19 protein-coding genes are annotated in these 20,646 nt (G+C 55.3%); 17 read left to right on the top strand and 2 right to left on the bottom strand.

The annotated features are described in order from the left end of the window. Positions 1-35 precede the first annotated feature (35 nt). From nuoG to nuoN, 8 genes are all read left to right on the top strand, one after another. Positions 36-2,762 (top strand): NADH-quinone oxidoreductase subunit NuoG, encoded by a 2,727-nt coding sequence (gene nuoG, locus C2U41_RS14260; protein WP_146051399.1) that lies wholly within the window; start codon positions 36-38, stop codon positions 2,760-2,762. Then, positions 2,759-3,736, top strand: coding sequence for an NADH-quinone oxidoreductase subunit NuoH (gene nuoH, locus C2U41_RS14255; RefSeq protein ID WP_003028063.1), 978 nt, complete (start codon positions 2,759-2,761; stop codon positions 3,734-3,736). The genes nuoG and nuoH overlap by 4 nt, the downstream gene beginning before the upstream one ends. 14 nt (positions 3,737-3,750) lie before the next feature. Continuing rightward, entirely contained in the window at positions 3,751-4,293 is a 543-nt protein-coding gene (nuoI, locus tag C2U41_RS14250; RefSeq protein WP_003028062.1) for an NADH-quinone oxidoreductase subunit NuoI, read from the top strand. Positions 4,294-4,304: 11 nt separating this feature from the next. Continuing rightward, complete coding sequence (gene nuoJ, locus C2U41_RS14245) at positions 4,305-4,859, top strand: NADH-quinone oxidoreductase subunit J (protein ID WP_003028059.1); 555 nt, start codon at positions 4,305-4,307, stop codon at positions 4,857-4,859. Further along, positions 4,856-5,158, top strand: coding sequence for an NADH-quinone oxidoreductase subunit NuoK (gene nuoK, locus C2U41_RS14240; RefSeq protein WP_000612644.1), 303 nt, complete (start codon positions 4,856-4,858; stop codon positions 5,156-5,158). Before nuoJ ends, nuoK begins: the two co-directional genes overlap by 4 nt. Next, positions 5,155-6,996 carry an NADH-quinone oxidoreductase subunit L gene (nuoL, locus tag C2U41_RS14235; RefSeq protein ID WP_103849459.1) on the top strand — a complete coding sequence of 614 codons (1,842 nt, stop codon included), beginning with the start codon at positions 5,155-5,157 and terminating at the stop codon, positions 6,994-6,996. The genes nuoK and nuoL overlap by 4 nt, the downstream gene beginning before the upstream one ends. Positions 6,997-7,179: 183 nt before the next feature. Next, positions 7,180-8,709, top strand: a complete 1,530-nt coding sequence (gene nuoM / locus C2U41_RS14230; protein WP_003027692.1) for an NADH-quinone oxidoreductase subunit M — start codon at positions 7,180-7,182, stop codon at positions 8,707-8,709. Positions 8,710-8,715: 6 nt separating this feature from the next. Next, positions 8,716-10,173, top strand: coding sequence for an NADH-quinone oxidoreductase subunit NuoN (gene nuoN / locus C2U41_RS14225; protein ID WP_003027689.1), 1,458 nt, complete (start codon positions 8,716-8,718; stop codon positions 10,171-10,173). 59 nt (positions 10,174-10,232) lie between these two features. Here nuoN and C2U41_RS14220 read toward each other — a convergent pair whose 3' ends face one another. Together C2U41_RS14220 and rbn are read right to left on the bottom strand one after the other, a co-directional pair. Then, entirely contained in the window at positions 10,233-11,237 is a 1,005-nt protein-coding gene (locus C2U41_RS14220; protein WP_003839364.1) for a chemotaxis protein, read from the bottom strand. A gap of 64 nt (positions 11,238-11,301) precedes the next feature. Then, positions 11,302-12,219, bottom strand: coding sequence for a ribonuclease BN (gene rbn, locus C2U41_RS14215; RefSeq protein WP_003845091.1), 918 nt, complete (start codon positions 12,217-12,219; stop codon positions 11,302-11,304). A gap of 67 nt (positions 12,220-12,286) precedes the next feature. Here rbn and C2U41_RS14210 point away from each other — a divergent pair, with 67 nt between their 5' ends. From C2U41_RS14210 to pmrD, 9 genes are all read left to right on the top strand, one after another. Then, positions 12,287-12,748 (top strand): GNAT family N-acetyltransferase, encoded by a 462-nt coding sequence (locus C2U41_RS14210; protein ID WP_003027684.1) that lies wholly within the window; start codon positions 12,287-12,289, stop codon positions 12,746-12,748. A gap of 63 nt (positions 12,749-12,811) precedes the next feature. After that, positions 12,812-13,117, top strand: a complete 306-nt coding sequence (elaB, locus tag C2U41_RS14205; protein WP_003027683.1) for a stress response protein ElaB — start codon at positions 12,812-12,814, stop codon at positions 13,115-13,117. A gap of 104 nt (positions 13,118-13,221) precedes the next feature. After that, positions 13,222-14,520, top strand: a complete 1,299-nt coding sequence (gene menF, locus C2U41_RS14200) for an isochorismate synthase MenF (RefSeq protein ID WP_103848478.1) — start codon at positions 13,222-13,224, stop codon at positions 14,518-14,520. 84 nt (positions 14,521-14,604) lie between these two features. Beyond that, complete coding sequence (gene menD / locus C2U41_RS14195) at positions 14,605-16,275, top strand: 2-succinyl-5-enolpyruvyl-6-hydroxy-3-cyclohexene-1-carboxylic-acid synthase (RefSeq protein WP_103848479.1); 1,671 nt, start codon at positions 14,605-14,607, stop codon at positions 16,273-16,275. Next, the gene (menH, locus tag C2U41_RS14190; RefSeq protein WP_003027673.1) at positions 16,272-17,030 is read left to right on the top strand and encodes a 2-succinyl-6-hydroxy-2,4-cyclohexadiene-1-carboxylate synthase; all 759 of its coding nucleotides are present in this window, start codon (positions 16,272-16,274) and stop codon (positions 17,028-17,030) included. The genes menD and menH overlap by 4 nt, the downstream gene beginning before the upstream one ends. A gap of 14 nt (positions 17,031-17,044) precedes the next feature. Next, positions 17,045-17,902, top strand: a complete 858-nt coding sequence (menB, locus tag C2U41_RS14185; RefSeq protein ID WP_003027671.1) for a 1,4-dihydroxy-2-naphthoyl-CoA synthase — start codon at positions 17,045-17,047, stop codon at positions 17,900-17,902. Continuing rightward, a complete protein-coding gene (menC, locus tag C2U41_RS14180; RefSeq protein WP_003027669.1) occupies positions 17,902-18,864 on the top strand; it encodes an o-succinylbenzoate synthase in 963 nt (320 codons plus the stop codon). Before menB ends, menC begins: the two co-directional genes overlap by 1 nt. Next, on the top strand, positions 18,861-20,285 hold the full coding sequence (menE, locus tag C2U41_RS14175; protein ID WP_049015635.1) for an o-succinylbenzoate--CoA ligase: 1,425 nt from the start codon (positions 18,861-18,863) through the stop codon (positions 20,283-20,285). Before menC ends, menE begins: the two co-directional genes overlap by 4 nt. A gap of 95 nt (positions 20,286-20,380) precedes the next feature. Then, positions 20,381-20,644, top strand: coding sequence for a signal transduction protein PmrD (pmrD, locus tag C2U41_RS14170; RefSeq protein ID WP_003839377.1), 264 nt, complete (start codon positions 20,381-20,383; stop codon positions 20,642-20,644). The last annotated feature ends 2 nt before the right edge of the window (positions 20,645-20,646 follow it).

The raw sequence follows: 20,646 nt of genomic DNA, 5'->3' as shown, positions 1-20,646 counted from the left end.
CGGTTACGACCGAGCCAACTGGAAGCATGCTGACTATGGCTACGATTCATGTAGACGGCAAAGAATATGAGGTCAACGGAGCGGACAACCTGCTGGAAGCTTGTCTGTCTCTTGGCCTTGATATTCCGTACTTTTGCTGGCACCCGGCGCTGGGAAGCGTCGGTGCTTGCCGCCAGTGTGCGGTGAAGCAATATCAGAACGCGGAAGACACGCGTGGTCGCCTGGTGATGTCTTGTATGACACCGGCCACCGAAGGCACCTTTATTTCTATTGATGACGAAGAAGCGAAGCAGTTCCGCGAAAGCGTCGTGGAGTGGTTGATGACTAACCACCCGCACGACTGTCCGGTCTGTGAAGAGGGCGGCAACTGCCACCTGCAGGATATGACCGTCATGACCGGTCACAGCTTCCGTCGCTACCGCTTCACGAAGCGTACTCACCGTAACCAGGACCTGGGGCCGTTCATCTCTCACGAAATGAACCGCTGCATCGCCTGCTATCGCTGTGTACGTTACTACAAAGATTACGCCGATGGTGCGGATCTGGGCGTGTATGGCGCACATGACAACGTCTACTTCGGTCGTCCGGAAGACGGTTCGCTCGAAAGCGAATTCTCTGGCAACCTGGTCGAAATTTGTCCAACCGGCGTCTTCACCGATAAAACGCACTCCGAGCGTTATAACCGTAAATGGGACATGCAGTTTGCGCCGAGCATCTGCCAGCAGTGTTCCATCGGCTGTAACACCAGCCCGGGCGAGCGCTACGGTGAACTGCGTCGTATCGAAAACCGTTATAACGGTACCGTTAACCACTACTTCCTCTGCGACCGTGGTCGTTTCGGCTATGGTTACGTGAATCTGAAAGACCGTCCGCGTCAGCCGGTACAGCGTCGTGGCGATGACCTGATCACGCTGAACGCCGAGCAGGCGATGCAGGGCGCGGCAGATATTCTGCGTCAGTCGAAGAAAGTGATTGGTATCGGCTCCCCGCGCGCCAGCGTTGAAAGTAACTTCGCGCTGCGTGAACTGGTCGGTGCGGATAACTTCTATACCGGTATCGCTCAGGGCGAACTGGATCGTCTGCAACTGGCGTTGAGCGTACTGCGTGACGGCGGGATTCATACTCCGGCACTGCGCGAAATCGAATCTTATGATGCGGTTCTGGTGCTGGGCGAAGATGTCACCCAGACCGGCGCACGCGTTGCGCTGGCGGTGCGTCAGGCGGTGAAAGGTAAAGCGCGTGAAATGGCGGCGGCACAGAAAGTGGCTGACTGGCAGATCGCAGCAATCCTTAATATCGGCCAGCGTGCTAAGCATCCGCTATTCGTTACCAACGTCGATAACACCCGTCTGGACGATATCGCCGCTTGGACCTATCGCGCACCGGTTGAAGATCAGGCGCGTTTAGGTTTCGCTATCGCCCACGCGCTGGATAACAACGCGCCGGCGGTTGACGGTATTGACCGTGACCTGCAGAACAAAATTGACGTTATCGTTCAGGCACTAGCCGGGGCGAAGAAACCACTGATTATTTCCGGCACCAACGCCGGTAGCGCCGAAGTGATTCAGGCGGCTGCCAACGTGGCGAAGGCGCTGAAAGGCCGTGGCGCAGAAGTCGGCATCACCATGATTGCTCGCTCTGTTAACAGCATGGGCCTCGGCATGATTGGCGGTGGTTCCCTTGACGATGCGCTGACCGAGCTGGAAACAGGCCGCGCTGACGCCGTTGTGGTGCTGGAAAATGACCTGCATCGCCATGCTTCAGCCGCTCGCGTTGATGCCGCGCTGGCGAAAGCGCCGCTGGTACTGGTCGTTGACCATCAGCGTACGGCAATTATGGAAAACGCCCATCTGGTGCTTTCCGCTGCAAGCTTCGCCGAAAGCGATGGTACGGTGATTAACAACGAAGGCCGCGCCCAGCGTTTCTTCCAGGTCTATGACCCATCCTACTACGACAGCAACACCGTAATGCTGGAAAGCTGGCGCTGGCTGCACTCGCTGCACAGCACCGTGCAGAGCCGTGAAGTGGACTGGACGCAGCTCGACCACGTTATCGACGCAGTCGTTGAGAAGTTGCCGCAGCTGGCGGGCATTAAAGATGCCGCGCCGGACGCAAGCTTCCGTATCCGTGGACAGAAGCTGGCGCGTGAACCGCACCGCTACAGTGGGCGTACCGCAATGCGCGCCAACATCAGCGTACACGAACCGCGTCAACCGCAGGACAAAGACACCATGTTCGCTTTCTCTATGGAAGGGAACAACCAGCCGTCTGCACCGCGTTCACAAATTCCGTTTGCCTGGGCTCCGGGCTGGAACTCCCCACAGGCGTGGAACAAGTTCCAGGATGAAGTGGGCGGTAAACTGCGTCATGGCGATCCGGGCGTGCGCCTGATCGAAGCTTCTGCGGATGGTATGGATTACTTCACTACCGTTCCGGCGAGCTTCCAGGCTCAGGATGGTCAGTGGCGTGTCGCGCCGTACTACCATCTGTTTGGTAGTGACGAAATGTCCCAGCGTGCGCCGGTCTTCCAGACCCGTATGCCGCAGCCGTACATCAAACTCAACCCGGCTGATGCCGCGAAGTTGGGTGTTAATGCCGGTACGCGCGTTTCTTTCAGCTACGATGGCAACACGGTTACGCTGCCGGTTGAAATCGCTGAAGGATTAACGGCAGGGCAGGTTGGTTTGCCGATGGGCATGCCTGGCATCGCGCCGGTTCTGGCAGGTGCGCGTCTTGAGGATCTGCAGGAGGCACAACAATGAGTTGGATTACACCCGATCTGATTGAGATCCTGCTGAGCATTCTCAAAGCGGTGGTGATCCTGCTGGTGGTGGTCACCTGCGGGGCATTCATGAGCTTTGGCGAACGTCGTCTGCTGGGTCTGTTCCAGAACCGTTACGGACCGAACCGTGTTGGCTGGGGCGGTTCGCTCCAGCTGGTTGCGGACATGATCAAGATGTTCTTTAAAGAAGACTGGATCCCGAAATTCTCGGATCGCGTCATCTTTACCCTGGCACCGATGATCGCCTTCACCTCGCTGCTGCTGGCTTTCGCCATCGTGCCGGTGAGTCCGAACTGGGTGGTTGCTGACCTGAACATCGGGATCCTGTTCTTCCTGATGATGGCGGGCCTCGCGGTATACGCAGTGCTGTTCGCCGGCTGGTCCAGTAACAACAAATACTCCCTGCTCGGTGCGATGCGTGCGTCTGCGCAGACCCTAAGCTACGAAGTGTTCCTCGGACTTTCCCTGATGGGCGTGGTGGCGCAGGCCGGTTCATTTAACATGACCGACATCGTCAACAACCAGGCTGATATCTGGAACGTTATTCCGCAGTTCTTTGGTTTTGTCACCTTTGCCATCGCGGGCGTGGCGGTGTGTCACCGTCACCCGTTTGACCAGCCAGAAGCCGAGCAGGAACTGGCCGACGGTTACCACATTGAATATTCCGGTATGAAATTCGGTCTGTTCTTCGTGGGTGAATACATCGGTATCGTCACCATTTCTGCACTGATGGTTACCCTGTTCTTCGGTGGCTGGCATGGCCCGTTCTTACCGCCATTCGTCTGGTTCGCGCTGAAAACCGCGTTCTTCATGATGATGTTCATTTTGATTCGTGCGTCGTTACCGCGTCCTCGTTATGACCAGGTAATGTCCTTCGGCTGGAAAGTCTGTCTGCCGCTGACGCTCGTCAACTTGCTGGTAACTGCGGCTGTCATTCTCTGGCAGGCGCAATAAGGGACACAAAGACCATGACCTTAAAAGAATTGTTCGTAGGTTTCGGCACCCAGGTACGCAGTATCTGGATGATCGGCCTGCATGCGTTCGCGAAACGCGAAACGCAGATGTACCCGGAAGAGCCGGTCTATCTACCGCCCCGTTTTCGTGGTCGTATCGTTCTGACTCGTGATCCAGACGGTGAAGAGCGCTGCGTTGCCTGTAACCTGTGTGCGGTAGCGTGTCCGGTAGGCTGTATCTCTTTGCAAAAAGCAGAGACCAAAGATGGCCGCTGGTATCCGGAGTTTTTCCGCATTAACTTCTCACGCTGCATTTTCTGCGGCCTGTGCGAAGAAGCCTGTCCGACAACGGCTATTCAGCTGACTCCAGATTTCGAGCTGGGTGAGTACAAGCGCCAGGACCTGGTTTACGAGAAAGAGGATCTGCTGATCTCCGGTCCGGGCAAATACCCGGAATATAACTTCTACCGGATGGCAGGTATGGCAATCGACGGCAAAGATAAGGGCGAAGCAGAGAACGAAGCCAAGCCTATCGACGTCAAGAGCCTGTTACCGTAAGGAGAGGGGCAATGGAGTTCGCTTTTTATATCTGTGGCCTGATAGCCATTCTCGCAACCTTGCGGGTGATCACCCACACCAATCCGGTACACGCGCTGCTGTATCTGATTATTTCGCTGCTGGCGATTTCCGGGGTGTTCTTCTCGTTAGGCGCTTACTTCGCCGGTGCGCTGGAAATTATCGTCTACGCGGGCGCTATCATGGTGCTGTTCGTATTCGTGGTAATGATGCTCAACCTCGGTGGTTCTGAAATTGAACAGGAACGCCAGTGGCTGAAACCTCAGGTGTGGATTGGTCCGGCGATTCTGTCGGCCATCATGCTGGTGGTCATTGTTTACGCCATTCTGGGCGTAAACGATCAGGGCATCGACGGGACGCCAATTAGCGCGAAAGCAGTCGGTATTTCCCTGTTCGGACCGTATGTACTGGCGGTCGAACTGGCTTCGATGCTGCTGCTGGCGGGCCTGGTTGTGGCCTTCCACGTGGGGCGCGAAGAGCGTTCAGGTGAAGTGCTGAGCAATCGCACTGATGACCGCGCGAAAAGAAAAACGGAGGAGCACGCATGATCCCCTTACAACATGGACTGATCCTCGCTGCGATTTTATTCGTCCTGGGTTTGACCGGTCTGGTTATCCGTCGCAATCTGCTGTTTATGCTGATCGGGCTGGAAATCATGATTAACGCCTCCGCGCTGGCCTTTGTGGTCGCCGGAAGCTACTGGGGCCAGACCGATGGTCAGGTGATGTACATTCTCGCCATCAGCCTTGCGGCTGCGGAAGCGAGCATTGGACTTGCGCTGTTGCTGCAACTTCATCGCCGTCGCCAGAACCTGAACATCGATTCAGTAAGTGAGATGCGTGGATGAACATGCTTGCCTTAACCATTATTCTGCCATTTATTGGCTTTGTATTACTGGCGTTTTCCCGTGGTCGTTGGTCAGAAAATCTGTCCGCTACCGTGGGTGTCGGGTCGATTGGTCTGGCCGCGCTGGTGACTGCGTTTGTTGGCGTTGATTTCTTTGCCAATGGCCAGCAGGCTTATAGCCAGCCGCTGTGGACCTGGATGTCAGTCGGCGACTTCAACATCGGTTTTAACCTGGTGCTGGATGGCCTGTCGCTGACTATGCTCTCCGTGGTGACCGGCGTTGGTTTCCTGATCCACATGTTCGCCTCCTGGTATATGCGCGGAGAAGAGGGCTATTCTCGTTTCTTCGCCTACACCAACCTGTTTATCGCCAGCATGGTGGTTCTGGTGCTGGCGGATAACCTGCTGCTGATGTACCTCGGCTGGGAAGGCGTGGGCCTGTGCTCCTATCTGCTGATTGGTTTCTACTATACCGATCCGAAGAATGGCGCTGCGGCAATGAAAGCCTTTGTGGTAACCCGTGTTGGTGACGTATTCCTGGCGTTCGCGCTGTTCATCCTCTACAACGAGCTGGGCACGCTGAACTTCCGCGAAATGGTGGAACTGGCGCCTGCGCACTTTGCAGATGGTAACAACATGCTGATGTGGGCAACCCTGATGCTGCTGGGCGGTGCGGTCGGTAAATCTGCGCAGTTGCCGTTGCAAACATGGCTTGCTGATGCGATGGCCGGCCCGACGCCTGTCTCTGCGCTTATCCACGCTGCGACGATGGTTACCGCCGGTGTCTACCTGATTGCACGTACGCACGGCCTGTTCCTGATGACCCCAGAAATCCTGCACCTGGTGGGGATTATCGGTGCCATCACTCTGGTGCTGGCGGGTTTTGCTGCGCTGGTACAGACCGACATCAAACGCGTTCTTGCGTACTCCACCATGAGCCAGATTGGTTATATGTTCCTGGCTCTCGGTGTACAGGCGTGGGATGCGGCGATTTTCCACCTGATGACGCACGCCTTCTTTAAAGCGCTGCTGTTCCTGGCATCCGGCTCGGTTATCCTGGCTTGCCACCACGAACAGAACATCTTCAAGATGGGCGGACTGCGTAAGTCAATTCCGCTGGTGTATCTCTGCTTCCTGATCGGTGGCGCGGCGCTGTCGGCTCTGCCGCTGATTACCGCTGGCTTCTTCAGTAAGGATGAGATTCTGGCCGGTGCAATGGCGAATGGTCATATTAATCTGATGGTTGCAGGTCTGGTCGGTGCGTTCATGACCTCTCTGTACACCTTCCGTATGATTTTCATCGTGTTCCACGGTAAAGAACAAATTCACGCTCATGCAGGGAAGGGGATTACCCATCATCTGCCGCTGATTGTGCTGATGATCCTGTCCACCTTCGTTGGCGCGCTGATTGTGCCACCGCTGCAGGGTGTACTGCCTGCGACGACCGAGCTTGAGCATGGTCGCGTTATGACGCTGGAAATTACCTCCGGTATCGTAGCGATTGCGGGCATCCTGATCGCAGCATGGCTGTGGCTGGGTAAACGCCAGCTTGTGACATCGATTGCCAACAGTGCGCCGGGCCGCCTGCTGGGTACCTGGTGGTATAACGCCTGGGGCTTCGACTGGCTGTACGACAAAGTGTTCGTCAAGCCGTTCCTGGGTGTTGCCTGGTTGCTGAAACGCGATCCGCTCAACTCAATGATGAACATTCCGGCGATCCTTACCCGCTTTGCAGGTAAAGGCCTGCTGTTGAGCGAGAACGGTTATCTGCGCTGGTATGTGGCATCAATGAGCATCGGCGCCGTCGTTGTGCTGGCACTGTTGATGGTACTGCGTTGAGTTTGAGGATTGTGGGGTTGATGTCGGATGGCGCTGGTGCTTATCCGACCTACGGGAATCTGTAGGCCCGGTAAGCGTTCGCGCCACCGGGCAAAAAAAGCCGCAATCCGAAGTGAATTTTCTGTTTGAGAATTCGTTGAAAATCAGGTCCTGATGGGACTTTAACAAGGAATAAAGATCGCCATGTTACTACCCTGGCTAATATTAATTCCCTTTATCGGTGGCTTCCTGTGCTGGCAGACCGAACGCTTTGGCGTGAAGGTGCCGCGCTGGATCGCGCTGATTACCATGGGATTGACGCTGGCGCTTGGCCTGCAACTGTGGTTGCAGGGCGGCTATTCACTGACGCAATCCGCTGGCATTCCGCAGTGGCAGTCTGAGTTTGTCCTGCCGTGGATCCCACGTTTTGGCATCTCTATTCATCTGGCTATCGACGGTCTGTCGCTGCTGATGGTAGTGCTGACCGGTCTGCTCGGTGTTCTGGCGGTACTTTGCTCCTGGAATGAAATCGAAAAATACCAGGGCTTCTTCCATCTGAACCTGATGTGGATCTTAGGCGGCGTGATCGGCGTGTTCCTTGCCATCGACATGTTCCTGTTCTTCTTCTTCTGGGAAATGATGCTGGTGCCGATGTACTTCCTGATCGCGTTGTGGGGGCATAAAGCCTCTGACGGTAAAACGCGTATCACGGCGGCGACCAAGTTCTTCATTTATACCCAGGCGAGTGGTCTGGTGATGTTGATTGCCATCCTGGCGCTGGTGTTTGTGCACTATAAAGCGACCGGTGTGTGGACCTTCAACTATGAAGAGCTGCTGAATACCCCGATGTCCCACGGTGTGGAATATCTGCTGATGCTGGGCTTCTTCATCGCCTTCGCGGTGAAAATGCCGGTGGTTCCGCTGCACGGCTGGTTGCCGGATGCACACTCCCAGGCGCCGACCGCAGGTTCCGTTGATCTGGCGGGGATTTTGCTGAAAACCGCAGCCTACGGTCTGCTGCGCTTCTCCCTGCCGCTGTTCCCGAACGCGTCGGCGGAGTTTGCACCTATCGCAATGTGGCTGGGCGTTATCGGTATCTTCTACGGCGCGTGGATGGCCTTTAATCAGTACGATATCAAACGCCTGATCGCTTACACCTCCGTATCGCACATGGGCTTCGTACTGATTGCTATCTACACCGGCAGCCAGCTGGCGTACCAGGGTGCGGTTATTCAGATGATCGCGCACGGTCTGTCCGCAGCCGGTCTGTTCATTCTGTGTGGTCAGCTGTACGAACGTCTGCACACGCGTGATATGCGTATGATGGGCGGCCTGTGGGGCAAAATGAAATGGTTGCCTGCGCTGTCAATGTTCTTCGCCGTGTGTACGCTGGGTATGCCGGGTACAGGTAACTTCGTTGGCGAATTTATGATTCTGTTCGGCAGCTACCAGGTGGTTCCGGTCATTACCGTGATCTCGACCTTTGGTCTGGTGTTTGCCTCTGTTTACTCGCTGGCGATGTTGCATCGCGCTTACTTCGGTAAAGCGAAGAGCCAGATTGCCAGTGTTGAACTGCCAGGGATGTCGCTGCGTGAGCTGTTTATCATCCTGTTGCTGGTCGTGCTTCTGGTACTGCTTGGCTTCTATCCGCAGCCGATTCTGGATACCTCGCATTCTGCGATGAGCAACATCCAGCAGTGGTTTGTTAATTCCGTTACTACTACAAGGCCGTAAATCGCCATGACAATAACTCCACAACACCTGATTGCGCTGCTACCGCTGCTGATCGTCGGCTTGACGGTGGTGGTTGTGATGCTCTCCATTGCGTGGCGACGCAATCACTTCCTCAATGCCACGTTATCGGTCATTGGGCTTAACGCCGCGCTGGTTTCGCTCTGGTTTGTTGGCCAGGCGGGCGCCATGGACGTTACCCCGCTGATGCGGGTTGACGGTTTCGCCATGCTCTACACCGGACTGGTGCTGCTGGCCAGTCTTGCCACCTGTACCTTTGCTTACCCGTGGCTGGAAGGCTACGACGACAACCGGGAAGAGTTCTACCTGTTGGTGCTGATTGCCGCACTCGGCGGTATTCTGCTGGCTAACGCTAACCATCTGGCGGCGCTGTTCCTTGGTATTGAGCTGATCTCTCTGCCGCTGTTTGGTCTGGTTGGCTATGCGTTCCGTCAGAAACGTTCGCTGGAAGCCAGTATCAAATACACCATTCTGTCTGCCGCAGCGTCTTCCTTCCTGCTGTTCGGTATGGCGCTGGTGTACGCGCAGTCTGGCAATCTGTCGTTTGTTGCGCTCGGTAAGAGCCTCGGCGACGGCATGCTGCACGAACCGCTGCTGCTGGCGGGCTTCGGTCTGATGATTGTTGGCCTCGGCTTTAAACTTTCGCTGGTTCCGTTCCACCTGTGGACGCCAGACGTTTACCAGGGCGCTCCGGCTCCGGTTTCCACCTTCCTGGCGACGGCGAGCAAAATCGCTATCTTCGGCGTGGTGATGCGTCTGTTCCTGTACGCACCGGTAGGGGATAGTGAAGCGGTACGTATTGTACTGGGCGTGATTGCCTTTGCTTCCATCATCTTCGGTAACCTGATGGCGCTGAGCCAGACCAATATTAAACGTCTGCTCGGTTACTCTTCTATCTCTCATCTCGGCTACCTGCTGGTGGCGCTGATTGCTCTGCAGAGCGGCGAGATGTCGATGGAAGCGGTTGGCGTTTACCTGGCCGGTTACCTGTTCAGCAGCCTCGGCGCGTTCGGTGTGGTCAGTCTGATGTCCAGCCCGTACCGCGGCCCGGATGCGGACTCTCTGTTCTCCTACCGTGGTCTGTTCTGGCATCGTCCGATCCTCGCGGCAGTGATGACGGTAATGATGCTGTCTCTGGCCGGTATCCCGATGACGCTGGGCTTTATCGGTAAGTTCTACGTACTGGCAGTCGGTGTGCAGGCTAACCTGTGGTGGCTGGTTGCCGCTGTGGTGGTCGGTTCGGCGATTGGTTTGTACTACTACCTGCGTGTTGCCGTGAGCCTGTACCTGAGCGCACCGCAACAGCTGAACCGCGATGCGCCATCCAACTGGCAGTACAGCGCGGGCGGTATCGTGGTGCTGATTTCTGCCCTGCTGGTACTGGTGCTGGGTATTTACCCGCAACCGCTGATCAGCATTGTGCAGTTAGCGACTCCGCTGATGTAAGGCTACATGCAGTAACGAAAAAACCCGCCTCGGCGGGTTTTTTTATGCGTGAAATACGGTCAGTTCAATAGCTGACGGCTCACCAGCGGACCGCTGATGCCTTTTGCTGTGCGATCCATCACTTCCTGGATCACTGAAGAAAGCTCATTGACTTCGAATTTGGCCACGTAGCCATCCGCTTTTACTCGGCGAACGTGATCTTCGTTCGCACTACCGGAAAGCGAAGAGTGGATAACGACCGGGATTTTCTTCAGGCGTTCGTCGGTTTTTATTTTGCGGGTAAGCGTAAAACCGTCCATCTCCGGCATTTCGAGATCGGTGAGTACCAGGGCGATCTTCTCGCTAATAGGCTTGCCCTCCGCCAGTGCTTCTGCGGAAAGCTGCTGTATTTTTTCCCACGCATCCTGGCCCGTTACATGCATCAGATGCGGGATTTCCATGGCGTTAAGCCCTTTTTCCAGCATTGCGCGGGCCACTTTTGAATCATCTGCCACAATCGCCACCGCACCCGGCGTGATGTTGAATTTATTGGTTTTCAGATCGGTTGCACGCAGGTCGTGGTTCGCCGGTACGATGTCATACAAGATCTGCTCAACGTCGAGCACCAGCGCCAGGTTGTTGGTCTCTTTGTTGTCGTCAAGGCAAGCGATACTGGTGATATAGCGACCATTGACGGCTTTCTCGGCGGTATGCACCTGTTGCCAGTCCAGGCGCATAATGTTTTCCACTGACTCCACCGCAAACGCCTGGACGCTGCGGGCATATTCTGTGATCAACAGGATGTTGAGTCCGGTCTCTGGTTTACAGCCCGCGACGGCGGGCAGGTCAATCACCGGGATCACCTGATCGCGAATATTAACCATACCCAGCAGCGGGGCCTTCATACCAGCCGGACGCGTAAAGGTCGGCATCGGCACGATTTCACGCAGCTTGAATACGTTGATGCCAAATAGCTCTGATTTCTGCTCCTCAACAGATTTGCCGAGGCGAAATAGCAGCAGTTCAAAACGGTTAGACAGGGTTAGGTTTGTCCTGTCATCAATATCTTTCTGGAAATTGTTCATCCTGTCCTCAGTGTGAAAGCCAGCCTTTCCACTGTTATCGGCACTGAGGCGGAAAAATAAAGCGTTAAACGCTGAAAATGGCGAAATCGTGTGCCAGTTCCGTGTCTGGAAAAATCGCTTTGCACTCTTCAAGCAAACGCTGACAGCCTTTTTCATCATAGCGTGAGCTAACGTGGGTCATGATCAGGCGTCCCACTCCGGCATCCAGCGCCAGCTGTGCTGCTTGTCGGGTTGAGCTGTGCCCGCGACTGTTCGCTTTCTCCTCCATTGAGGCATCCAGCGTGGTTTCGTGTACCATGACATCTACACCTCGAGCCAGTTCAATGGCGGACGCGCAGGGTCCTGTGTCACCGAAAATAGCGACTGATTTTCCCCTGGTGGCCGGGGCGAGGAAGTCGGCGCCGTGGATCGTACGTCCATCCTCCAGCACGATAGTTTTCCCGGCTTTCAAATCCTGAAACCACGGGCCCGCTTTAACACCTGCCGCCTTCAGGGCGCTAGCGTCAAGCGCACCGGGTTTGTCATGCTCTTGAATGCGAAAACCGTAGCACTCCAGCGGATGCGCCAGCGGGTACGCCGTGACTTTACGCAGGCCGTCATCGACAATCTCACCTGCGGTGATTTCCACAATTTCCATCGGATAATCGGTCCAGGAGCCGCTCAGACGTAATGCGGTTTCGGTAAACTCTCGCAACCCTTTTGGCCCGTAAAGCGTCAGAGGCTGGACATTGCCGGCCATTGAGCGACTGCACAGTAGTCCCGGTAAACCAAACAGGTGATCGCCGTGCAGATGGCTGATAAAAATACGATCGAGTTTTCCTGGATTGAAAGGAGTGGTGAGCATCTGATGCTGCGTCCCTTCACCGCAATCAAAAAGCCACAGCCCCGCCTGAGTCGGGTGTTGCAGATTCAGTAAAATTGCCGTTACATTGCGTGAGCGAGTGGGGACTCCCGCTGACGTGCCTAAAAATAGTAATTCCATCTTCGCGTTACACTTTTCGCCATCAATAAGGCAGGGTGTTCAGGTTATCACAACATAGGGGCAGACAATGATTCACTGGCAAGATCTCCACCATGCAAAGCTGAGTACCCAACAACTGTACGCACTACTTCAGTTGCGATGCGCGGTGTTTGTAGTTGAGCAACAGTGTCCGTACCAGGATGTGGATGGCGATGACCTGGTTGGAGAGAATCGCCATATTCTGGGCTGGCATAACGATGAGCTAGTGGCGTATGCGAGGATTCTGAAAAGCGATGACGAACTGGAGCCGGTGGTGATTGGTCGGGTGATTGTAAGCGAAGCGCTGCGCGGTGAAAAACTGGGGCAACAGCTGATGGCCCAGACGCTGGCATCCTGCGCGCAACACTGGCCACACAAGGCGTTATATCTGGGCGCGCAGGCGCATCTGCAATCGTTCTATGCGCGCTTTGGCTTTGTTCCGGTAACGGATATCTATGACGAAGACGGTATTCCACACGTCGGAATGGCGCGGGAAGCACATCAGGCGTAAACAGGCACAAACAGTCCAGGTTGTCTATAGTTAGCGGGTACGTCAATTGAAAGGGAGAATATAATGTCTTTTCATTCTTATGAATCACGTATCGATGATGATCTGGAATTATTGAGTGAAACGCTGGAAGAGGTGCTGCGTTCTTCTGGCGACCCAGCAGATCAAAAATACCTTGAGTTAAAAGCGCGGGCAGAGCGGGCGTTAGAAGAGGTGAGAAATCGCGTCAGCCATGCTTCTGATAGCTACTATTACCGTGCGAAAAAAGCTGTTTGTCGGGCGGATGACTATGTGCACGAAAAACCCTGGCGCGGGATCGGTGTTGGCGCCACAGTCGGTTTAGTGATGGGATTATTGTTAGCACGGCGATAAATTCCGTTCTGTCATCGCATTTGTACGTACTCCCTAACTGGGGGTACTGCTTTTTCTGCTCAGTACCCCGTATAATGTGAGGTTTTTAACAGGGAGAGGTCCGCGTGCATTCAATCACTACTGCGCTGGAAAGTCTGATGCGTCATTTGTCGCAAGAGTTACCAGCCGCACCTGGAATTCGTATTTACGACATACCTTTCCCACTGAATGATGCGTTTGACGCTTTAGGATGGCTGGCTAGCCAACCCGTCTGGCCCCAGTTTTACTGGCAGCAGCGTAACGGCGACGAAGAGGCCGCCGTATTAGGGGCCGTCGCCGCATTTTCCTCACTGGAATCAGCTCAGCAGTTTTTACGTCAGCATGATAATCATCCCGACCTGCGCATCTGGGGCCTGAATGCCTTTGAGCCACAGCGTGGCAATTTGCTGCTGCCGCGGCTGGAGTGGCGACGTTGCGCCGGAGTGGCGAGCTTACGCTTACATCTCTACAGCGACGTATCGTTACGTGACGACGCCGCGCAGGCGGTGGCGTTTATCTCATCGCTCGCCAATGTTAAGCCGCTACCAGCGTTGCGTCTCAGTTTGACGGGAGAACAGAACTGGCCAGATAAAGCGGGCTGGACAAATCTGATAAAACTCGCCACGCAAACGATCGCAGGAGAAGACCTCGATAAGGTCGTGCTGGCGCGGGCGACCGACTTACAGTTTTCTCAGTCGGTTAATGCCGCGGCCGTGATGGCTTCCAGCCGTCGCTTAAACCTGAACTGCTACCATTTCTTTATGGCATTCTCTGCCGACTCCGCTTTTCTTGGCTCTTCCCCTGAGCGTCTGTATCGGCGGCGAGACACGGCGCTGCGCACCGAGGCGCTGGCCGGAACCGTTGCTAACCACCCTGAGGATCATCGCGCCTGGCAGTTGGGTGAATGGCTAATGAAAGATGATAAAAACCAGCGTGAGAATATGCTGGTGGTTGAAGATATTTGCCAGCGCCTGCAAGGCTGTACGCAAACTCTTGATGTGCTGCCGCCACAGGTGCTGAGACTGCGTAAAGTGCAGCACCTGCGCCGTTGCATCTGGACGGAACTGAATCAGGCCGACGATACGCTTTGCCTGATGCAACTCCAGCCCACGGCGGCTGTCGCCGGTATTCCGCGAGAGCTGGCACGTGAATTCATCCAACAAAATGAACCCTTTGAACGTGAGTGGTATGCCGGTTCTGCGGGTTATCTTTCACTGCGCCAAAGTGAGTTTTGCGTGTCACTACGTTCGGCGAAAATTAGCGCAAACGTGGTGCGCCTGTATGCCGGAGCAGGGATCGTACGTGGTTCAGATCCTGAGCAGGAATGGCAAGAAATAGACAACAAAGCGGCGGGTTTACGTACTTTATTACAGATGGAAGCCTAATGAGTCACACATTACCGACTCATATCAAAAATCCATTTATTCGATTCTTTATACTGTGTCGCAATATTGATACCGGACAATCTCATGTCAGTAAGCGCATTTAACCGACGCTGGGCGGCGGTCATTCTGGAAGCACTCACTCGCCACGGCGTCAGGCATGTCTGCATTGCCCCTGGCTCTCGTTCTACACCGTTGACGCTGGCGGCAGCGGAAAACCCCGCATTCATCCACCACACCCATTTTGACGAGCGTGGTCTTGGGCATCTGGCCTTAGGTCTTGCAAAAGTTAGCCGTCAGCCTGTCGCCGTGATTGTGACGTCCGGTACCGCGGTGGCGAATTTATATCCCGCGTTGATTGAAGCGGGCCTGACCGGTGAAAAACTAATTTTACTTACGGCAGACCGACCGCCAGAGCTTATCGACTGTGGCGCGAACCAGGCAATTCGTCAGGCCGGAATGTTTGCCTCACATCCATCGCAAACGCTCTCTTTACCGCGTCCGACTCAGGACATTCCGGCAAGCTGGCTGGTGTCCACTATTGATAATGCGTTAGCAACCCTGCATAGCGGGGCGGTTCATATCAATTGCCCGTTTGCGGAACCGCTGTATGGTGATATGGACGAAACGGGGATTGCCTGGCAGCAGCGCCTCGGCGACTGGTGGCAGGACGATAAACCCTGGCTGCGAGAAGCGCGTCGGCTGGAAAGCGACAAACAGCGCGACTGGTTTTTCTGGCGACAAAAACGCGGCGTAGTCATTGCGGGCCGCATGAGCGCTGAAGAAGGTAAGAAGGTTGCGCAGTGGGCGCAGACGTTAGGCTGGCCGCTGATTGGTGATGTTCTGTCGCAAACCGGACAACCGCTGCCGTGCGCCGACCTGTGGCTGGGAAATGCGAAAGCGGTAGCTGAGTTACAGCAGGCGCAGATTGTGGTGCAGCTTGGTAGCAGCCTGACCGGAAAACGACTCCTGCAATGGCAGGCCAACTGCGATCCGCAGGAATACTGGATTGTCGATAATATCGAAGGCCGCCTCGATCCGGCTCACCATCGTGGCCGCAGGCTGGTGGCGAAAGTTGGCGACTGGCTGGAGCTGCATCCGGCGGAGAAACGTCAGCCCTGGTACGTGGAAATCCCTCGCATGGCACAACTGGCCTGGCAGGCGGTAGAAGCCCGTCGTGAGGCGTTCGGTGAAGCGCAATTAGCCCACCGTATTCACGAATACTTGCCGGAGCAGGGGCAGCTGTTCGTGGGTAACAGTCTGGTGGTACGCCTGATTGATGCGCTGTCGCAGCTTCCGGCTGGTTACCCGGTCTATAGCAACCGTGGCGCGAGCGGTATTGACGGCCTGCTGTCTACGGCAGCAGGTGTACAGCGTGCCAGCGCGAAATCGACGCTGGCGATTGTTGGCGATTTATCTGCATTGTATGACCTGAATGCGCTGGCGTTATTGCGTCAGGTTTCTGCACCGTTTGTCCTGATAGTGGTCAACAATAACGGCGGACAGATTTTTTCTCTACTGCCGACGCCAGCCAGCGAACGCGAACGGTTCTATCTGATGCCGCAGAACGTACATTTCGAGCATGCTGCCGCCATGTTTAACCTTAAATACCAGCGCCCGGAAAACTGGGAGCAACTGGAGAGCGCGTTGACTAACGCCTGGCGTACTCCTGCGGCCACGGTGATTGAGCTGGTGGTGAATGAAACTGACGGGGCGCAAACCTTGCAGCAACTGCTGGCGCAGGTAAGTCATCTATGATCCTGCATGCGCAGGCGAAAGAGGGCCAGACGGGATTTCCCTGGCTGGTTTTCCTGCACGGTTTTTCTGGCGATTGTCGGGAATGGCAGACGGTCGGCGAAGCGTTTCAGGATTATTCGCGGCTATACATCGATCTGCCGGGACACGGTGGCTCCGCTGACATCAGCGTGAGCGGATTCGATGACGTAAACGTTTTGCTGCGTAACACTCTGCTTAGTTACAACATACACAACTACTGGCTGGTGGGATACTCTCTTGGTGGCAGAGTCGCGATGATGGCGGCCTGTCAGGAGATGCCTGGGCTTTGTGGTCTGGTGGTTGAAGGTGGACATCCAGGCTTGCAAGGCGAAGAGGCGCGCGTTCAGCGTCGTCTCTCGGATGGCCGCTGGGCTGCGCGTTTTCGCGCAGAGCCGCTACGTGAGGTGTTTAATGACTGGTATCAACAGCCCGTTTTTTCCTCGCTGAACACGGTACAAAGAGAGGCGCTGGTCGCTCTGCGTAGCCAGAATAATGGGCAAACGCTGGCGGCAATGCTGGAGGCCACCTCGCTTGCCGTACAACCTGATTTACGTGCGCAACTCACGACGTGCACATTTCCGTTTTATTATTTATGTGGTGAACGTGACGATAAATTCCGCGCTCTGGCGGCGGAAATATCAGTACCAAACCATGTGATTCGTAATGCCGGACACAACGCGCATCGGGACAACCCCGCGGGTGTAGTGGACTGTCTGGCTCAGATTCTGCGTCGCTGACTATAGGACATTTTATGATCTATCCTGATGAAACAATGCTTTACGCACCGGTAGAATGGCACGATTGCTCTGAAGGCTATACCGACATTCTTTACGAGAAATCCACCGACGGTATCGCAAAAATCACCATTAATCGTCCGCAGGTACGCAATGCCTTCCGTCCGGTCACCGTGAAAGAGATGATCCAGGCGCTGGCGGATGCTCGCTATGATGACAACATCGGCGTAATTATTCTGACCGGTGCGGGCGATAAAGCGTTCTGTGCAGGCGGCGATCAGAAGGTACGTGGCGACTACGGCGGATACCAGGATGACTCCGGTGTGCATCACCTGAACGTACTGGACTTCCAGCGTCAGATTCGTACCTGTCCGAAACCGGTCGTGGCGATGGTTGCAGGTTTCTCCATTGGCGGCGGTCATGTGCTGCACATGATGTGTGACCTGACCATTGCGGCTGAAAACGCCATCTTCGGTCAGACCGGTCCGAAAGTCGGTTCCTTCGACGGCGGTTGGGGCGCTTCCTATATGGCGCGTATCGTCGGTCAGAAAAAGGCGCGTGAAATCTGGTTCCTGTGCCGTCAGTACGATGCGAAACAGGCGCTGGATATGGGGCTGGTCAACACCGTGGTTCCGCTGGCGGATCTGGAAAAAGAGACAGTACGCTGGTGTCGCGAAATGCTGCAAAACAGCCCAATGGCGCTGCGCTGCCTGAAAGCTGCACTGAACGCCGACTGTGATGGTCAGGCAGGTCTGCAGGAGCTGGCAGGTAACGCCACTATGCTGTTCTACATGACGGAAGAAGGTCAGGAAGGCCGTAACGCCTTTAACCAGAAACGTCAGCCTGATTTCAGCAAATTCAAACGGAATCCGTAATGCGTAGCGCGCAGGTATACCGCTGGCAGATCCCCATGGACGCGGGGGTGATTCTGCGCGACAGGCGGTTAAAAACGCGTGACGGGTTATACGTATGTCTTCGTGACGGTGAGCGTGAAGGGTGGGGAGAAATCTCCCCGCTGCCGGGCTTCAGTCAGGAAAGCTGGGAAGAAGCGCAAACCGAGTTGCTGGCCTGGGTGAAAGGCTGGCTGCAAGGGGATGCCTCCTTACCGCAACTGCCTTCAGTCGCCTTTGGCGTAAGCTGTGCGCTGGCCGAACTGGCTGGCGTATTGCCACAGGATGCAGACTATCGTGCTGCACCGCTGTGTACGGGCGATCCTGACGATCTGGTACTGCAACTGGCGGACATGCCGGGCGAAAAAGTGGCGAAGATTAAGGTCGGTTTGTATGAAGCGGTTCGCGACGGCATGGTAGCCAATCTGTTACTTGAGGCGATCCCGGAGCTGCATTTGCGACTTGACGCCAACCGGGCCTGGACGCCGTTGAAAGCTCAGCAGTTCGCGAAATACGTTAATCCGGAGTATCGCGGACGCATTGCCTTCCTCGAAGAACCGTGCAAAACCCGTGATGATTCTCGTGCCTTCGCGCGTGAAACCGGCATTGCCATCGCCTGGGATGAAAGTCTGCGTGAAGCGGATTTCACCTTCGAAGCCGAAGAGGGCGTCAAGGCTGTGGTTATCAAACCTACGCTGACCGGCAGTCTCGATAAAGTCCGTGAACAGGTGGCAGCGGCGCATGCGCTTGGTCTTACTGCCGTTATCAGTTCGTCAATCGAGTCGAGTCTGGGCTTAACCCAGCTGGCGCGAATTGCCGCCTGGTTGACGCCGCAAACCATCCCGGGTCTGGATACCCTGAGCCTGATGCAGTGCCAGCAGGTACGCACCTGGCCCGGTAGCGCATTGCCGTGTATCGACGTTGATGCGCTGGAACGTCTGCTATGACCCAGCAGGAAATGCCCGATAGCGTGAGCTTATCGGGCCTGATACAACCCAGTGACTGGCCGTGGCGTCACTGGCGACAGGTTCGTGCGAAGGCGCCAGCCTTACGCCTCAACGATGAGGCATTAAGCTGGAGCGAGCTCTGCGCGCGCATCGACCATCTGGCCTGCGGTTTTGCCGCTCAGGGCGTGGAAGAAGGCGATGGCGTCCTGCTTCGCGCCTGGAATCATCCGCGCGCTTTGCTGGCCTGGCTCGCGCTGCTGCAGTGTGGGGCGCGGGTTTTACCTGTGAACCCACAGTTGCCTCAGTCGCTGCTTGATGCGCTGGTCCCGGACTTAACGCTACGTTTTGCGCTGGATCTGGAGGCTGCTATCGCACTCCCGGAACTCAGTCCGTTACAGATGCAGTCGTTGCCAGGCGATCACGCCGCCGCATGGTTGCCCGAGCGTTTGAGCACGATGACGTTAACCTCAGGTTCTACCGGATTACCAAAGGCGGCGGTGCATACCTGTCAGGCGCATCTGGCAAGCGCGCAGGGCGTACTGTCATTAATGCCGTTTGGTGCTGAGGATGACTGGCTGCTCTCATTGCCGCTGTTTCATGTTTCCGGGCAGGGCATTTTGTGGCGATGGTTGTTCGCCGGAGCGCGAATGACCGTGCGCGACAAACAGCCGCTGGATCAAATGCTGGCTGGATGCACTCACGCTTCACTGGTGCCCACGCAACTGTGGCGCTTACTTGTTAATAACACGCCAGTCACGCTAAAAGCGGTGCTGCTGGGCGGTGCGGCAATTCCTGTTGAGTTGACGGAACAGGCGCGTGAACAGGGGATTCGTTGCTGGTGCGGTTACGGATTGACGGAGTTTGCTTCTACGGTTTGTGCGAAAGAGGCAGATGGCCTGGCGGATGTGGGCTCTGCTTTACCGGGGCGGGAAGTCAGGATCGTTAATGACGAAGTTTGGCTACGAGCCGCCAGCATGGCGCAAGGTTACTGGCGTAACGGACAGCTTATGCCTTTAGTGAACGCGGAAGGCTGGTTTGCAACCCGCGATCGCGGCGTGTTGAAGGACGGCAAGTTAACCATTGTCGGTCGTATGGACAATCTGTTCTTTAGCGGCGGGGAAGGCATACAGCCGGAAGAGGTGGAACGCGTGATTGTCGCACATCCACATGTTCTGCAGGCCTTTATTGTGCCGATAGAAGACAAAGAATTTGGCCATCGCCCGGTGGCGGTCGTTGAGTATGACGCTAATGCTGGAGAAACTAATCTGGCAGAGTGGGTAAAAGATAAGCTGGCACGCTTTCAGCAACCGGTATGTTGGTTGACATTGCCACCCGAGCTTAAAGCCGGAGGGATTAAAATCTCGCGTCGTGCGTTGTCGGATTGGGTAAGTGCTTCATCATTAACATTAAGAAAGCATTAATTACATTTCTCATTTTTGTCATTCCGCAGCTATTGTCCTTTTGTTTATCTGCTGAAGTGTAACCTATTGTGAAATTTTTTAACAAAAGGTGCGCTATGGAATGGCATGTGAAGAAGTCTTGCTGTCACAAGAAAGCAGAGAGGCTCTATATTGTACTTTGCGATAGTGGTGGTTCGCTTAAGATGCTCGCTGAGGCGCAATCTTTCGAGCGGGTTAAACCTGGCGATCTTCTTTCACCGCTGAAAGATGCGCAGTATTGTGTTAATCGCGATGTATCCCGCGTGATTAAAATAATCGATGCCAGACAGTACATATGTGACGAATGGGAGCGCCTGTTACGACTGTCGGCAGACAAATGAGC

The organism is Citrobacter freundii complex sp. CFNIH4 (genome assembly GCF_002934505.1).
In the GTDB taxonomy this organism is placed as follows: domain Bacteria; phylum Pseudomonadota; class Gammaproteobacteria; order Enterobacterales; family Enterobacteriaceae; genus Citrobacter; species Citrobacter freundii.
The sequence above is the reverse complement of the archived record's forward strand: the minus strand, read 5'-3'. Positions and strand labels throughout refer to the sequence as shown.

Coding starts and splice junctions, on each gene's coding strand:
- nuoG (WP_146051399.1), top strand. CDS start 36: ATGGCTACGATTCATGTAGACGGCAAAGAATATGAGGTCAACGGAGCG.
- nuoH (WP_003028063.1), top strand. CDS start 2,759: ATGAGTTGGATTACACCCGATCTGATTGAGATCCTGCTGAGCATTCTC.
- nuoI (WP_003028062.1), top strand. CDS start 3,751: ATGACCTTAAAAGAATTGTTCGTAGGTTTCGGCACCCAGGTACGCAGT.
- nuoJ (WP_003028059.1), top strand. CDS start 4,305: ATGGAGTTCGCTTTTTATATCTGTGGCCTGATAGCCATTCTCGCAACC.
- nuoK (WP_000612644.1), top strand. CDS start 4,856: ATGATCCCCTTACAACATGGACTGATCCTCGCTGCGATTTTATTCGTC.
- nuoL (WP_103849459.1), top strand. CDS start 5,155: ATGAACATGCTTGCCTTAACCATTATTCTGCCATTTATTGGCTTTGTA.
- nuoM (WP_003027692.1), top strand. CDS start 7,180: ATGTTACTACCCTGGCTAATATTAATTCCCTTTATCGGTGGCTTCCTG.
- nuoN (WP_003027689.1), top strand. CDS start 8,716: ATGACAATAACTCCACAACACCTGATTGCGCTGCTACCGCTGCTGATC.
- C2U41_RS14220 (WP_003839364.1), bottom strand. CDS start 11,237: ATGAACAATTTCCAGAAAGATATTGATGACAGGACAAACCTAACCCTG.
- rbn (WP_003845091.1), bottom strand. CDS start 12,219: ATGGAATTACTATTTTTAGGCACGTCAGCGGGAGTCCCCACTCGCTCA.
- C2U41_RS14210 (WP_003027684.1), top strand. CDS start 12,287: ATGATTCACTGGCAAGATCTCCACCATGCAAAGCTGAGTACCCAACAA.
- elaB (WP_003027683.1), top strand. CDS start 12,812: ATGTCTTTTCATTCTTATGAATCACGTATCGATGATGATCTGGAATTA.
- menD (WP_103848479.1), top strand. CDS start 14,605: ATGTCAGTAAGCGCATTTAACCGACGCTGGGCGGCGGTCATTCTGGAA.
- menH (WP_003027673.1), top strand. CDS start 16,272: ATGATCCTGCATGCGCAGGCGAAAGAGGGCCAGACGGGATTTCCCTGG.
- menB (WP_003027671.1), top strand. CDS start 17,045: ATGATCTATCCTGATGAAACAATGCTTTACGCACCGGTAGAATGGCAC.
- menC (WP_003027669.1), top strand. CDS start 17,902: ATGCGTAGCGCGCAGGTATACCGCTGGCAGATCCCCATGGACGCGGGG.
- menE (WP_049015635.1), top strand. CDS start 18,861: ATGACCCAGCAGGAAATGCCCGATAGCGTGAGCTTATCGGGCCTGATA.
- pmrD (WP_003839377.1), top strand. CDS start 20,381: ATGGAATGGCATGTGAAGAAGTCTTGCTGTCACAAGAAAGCAGAGAGG.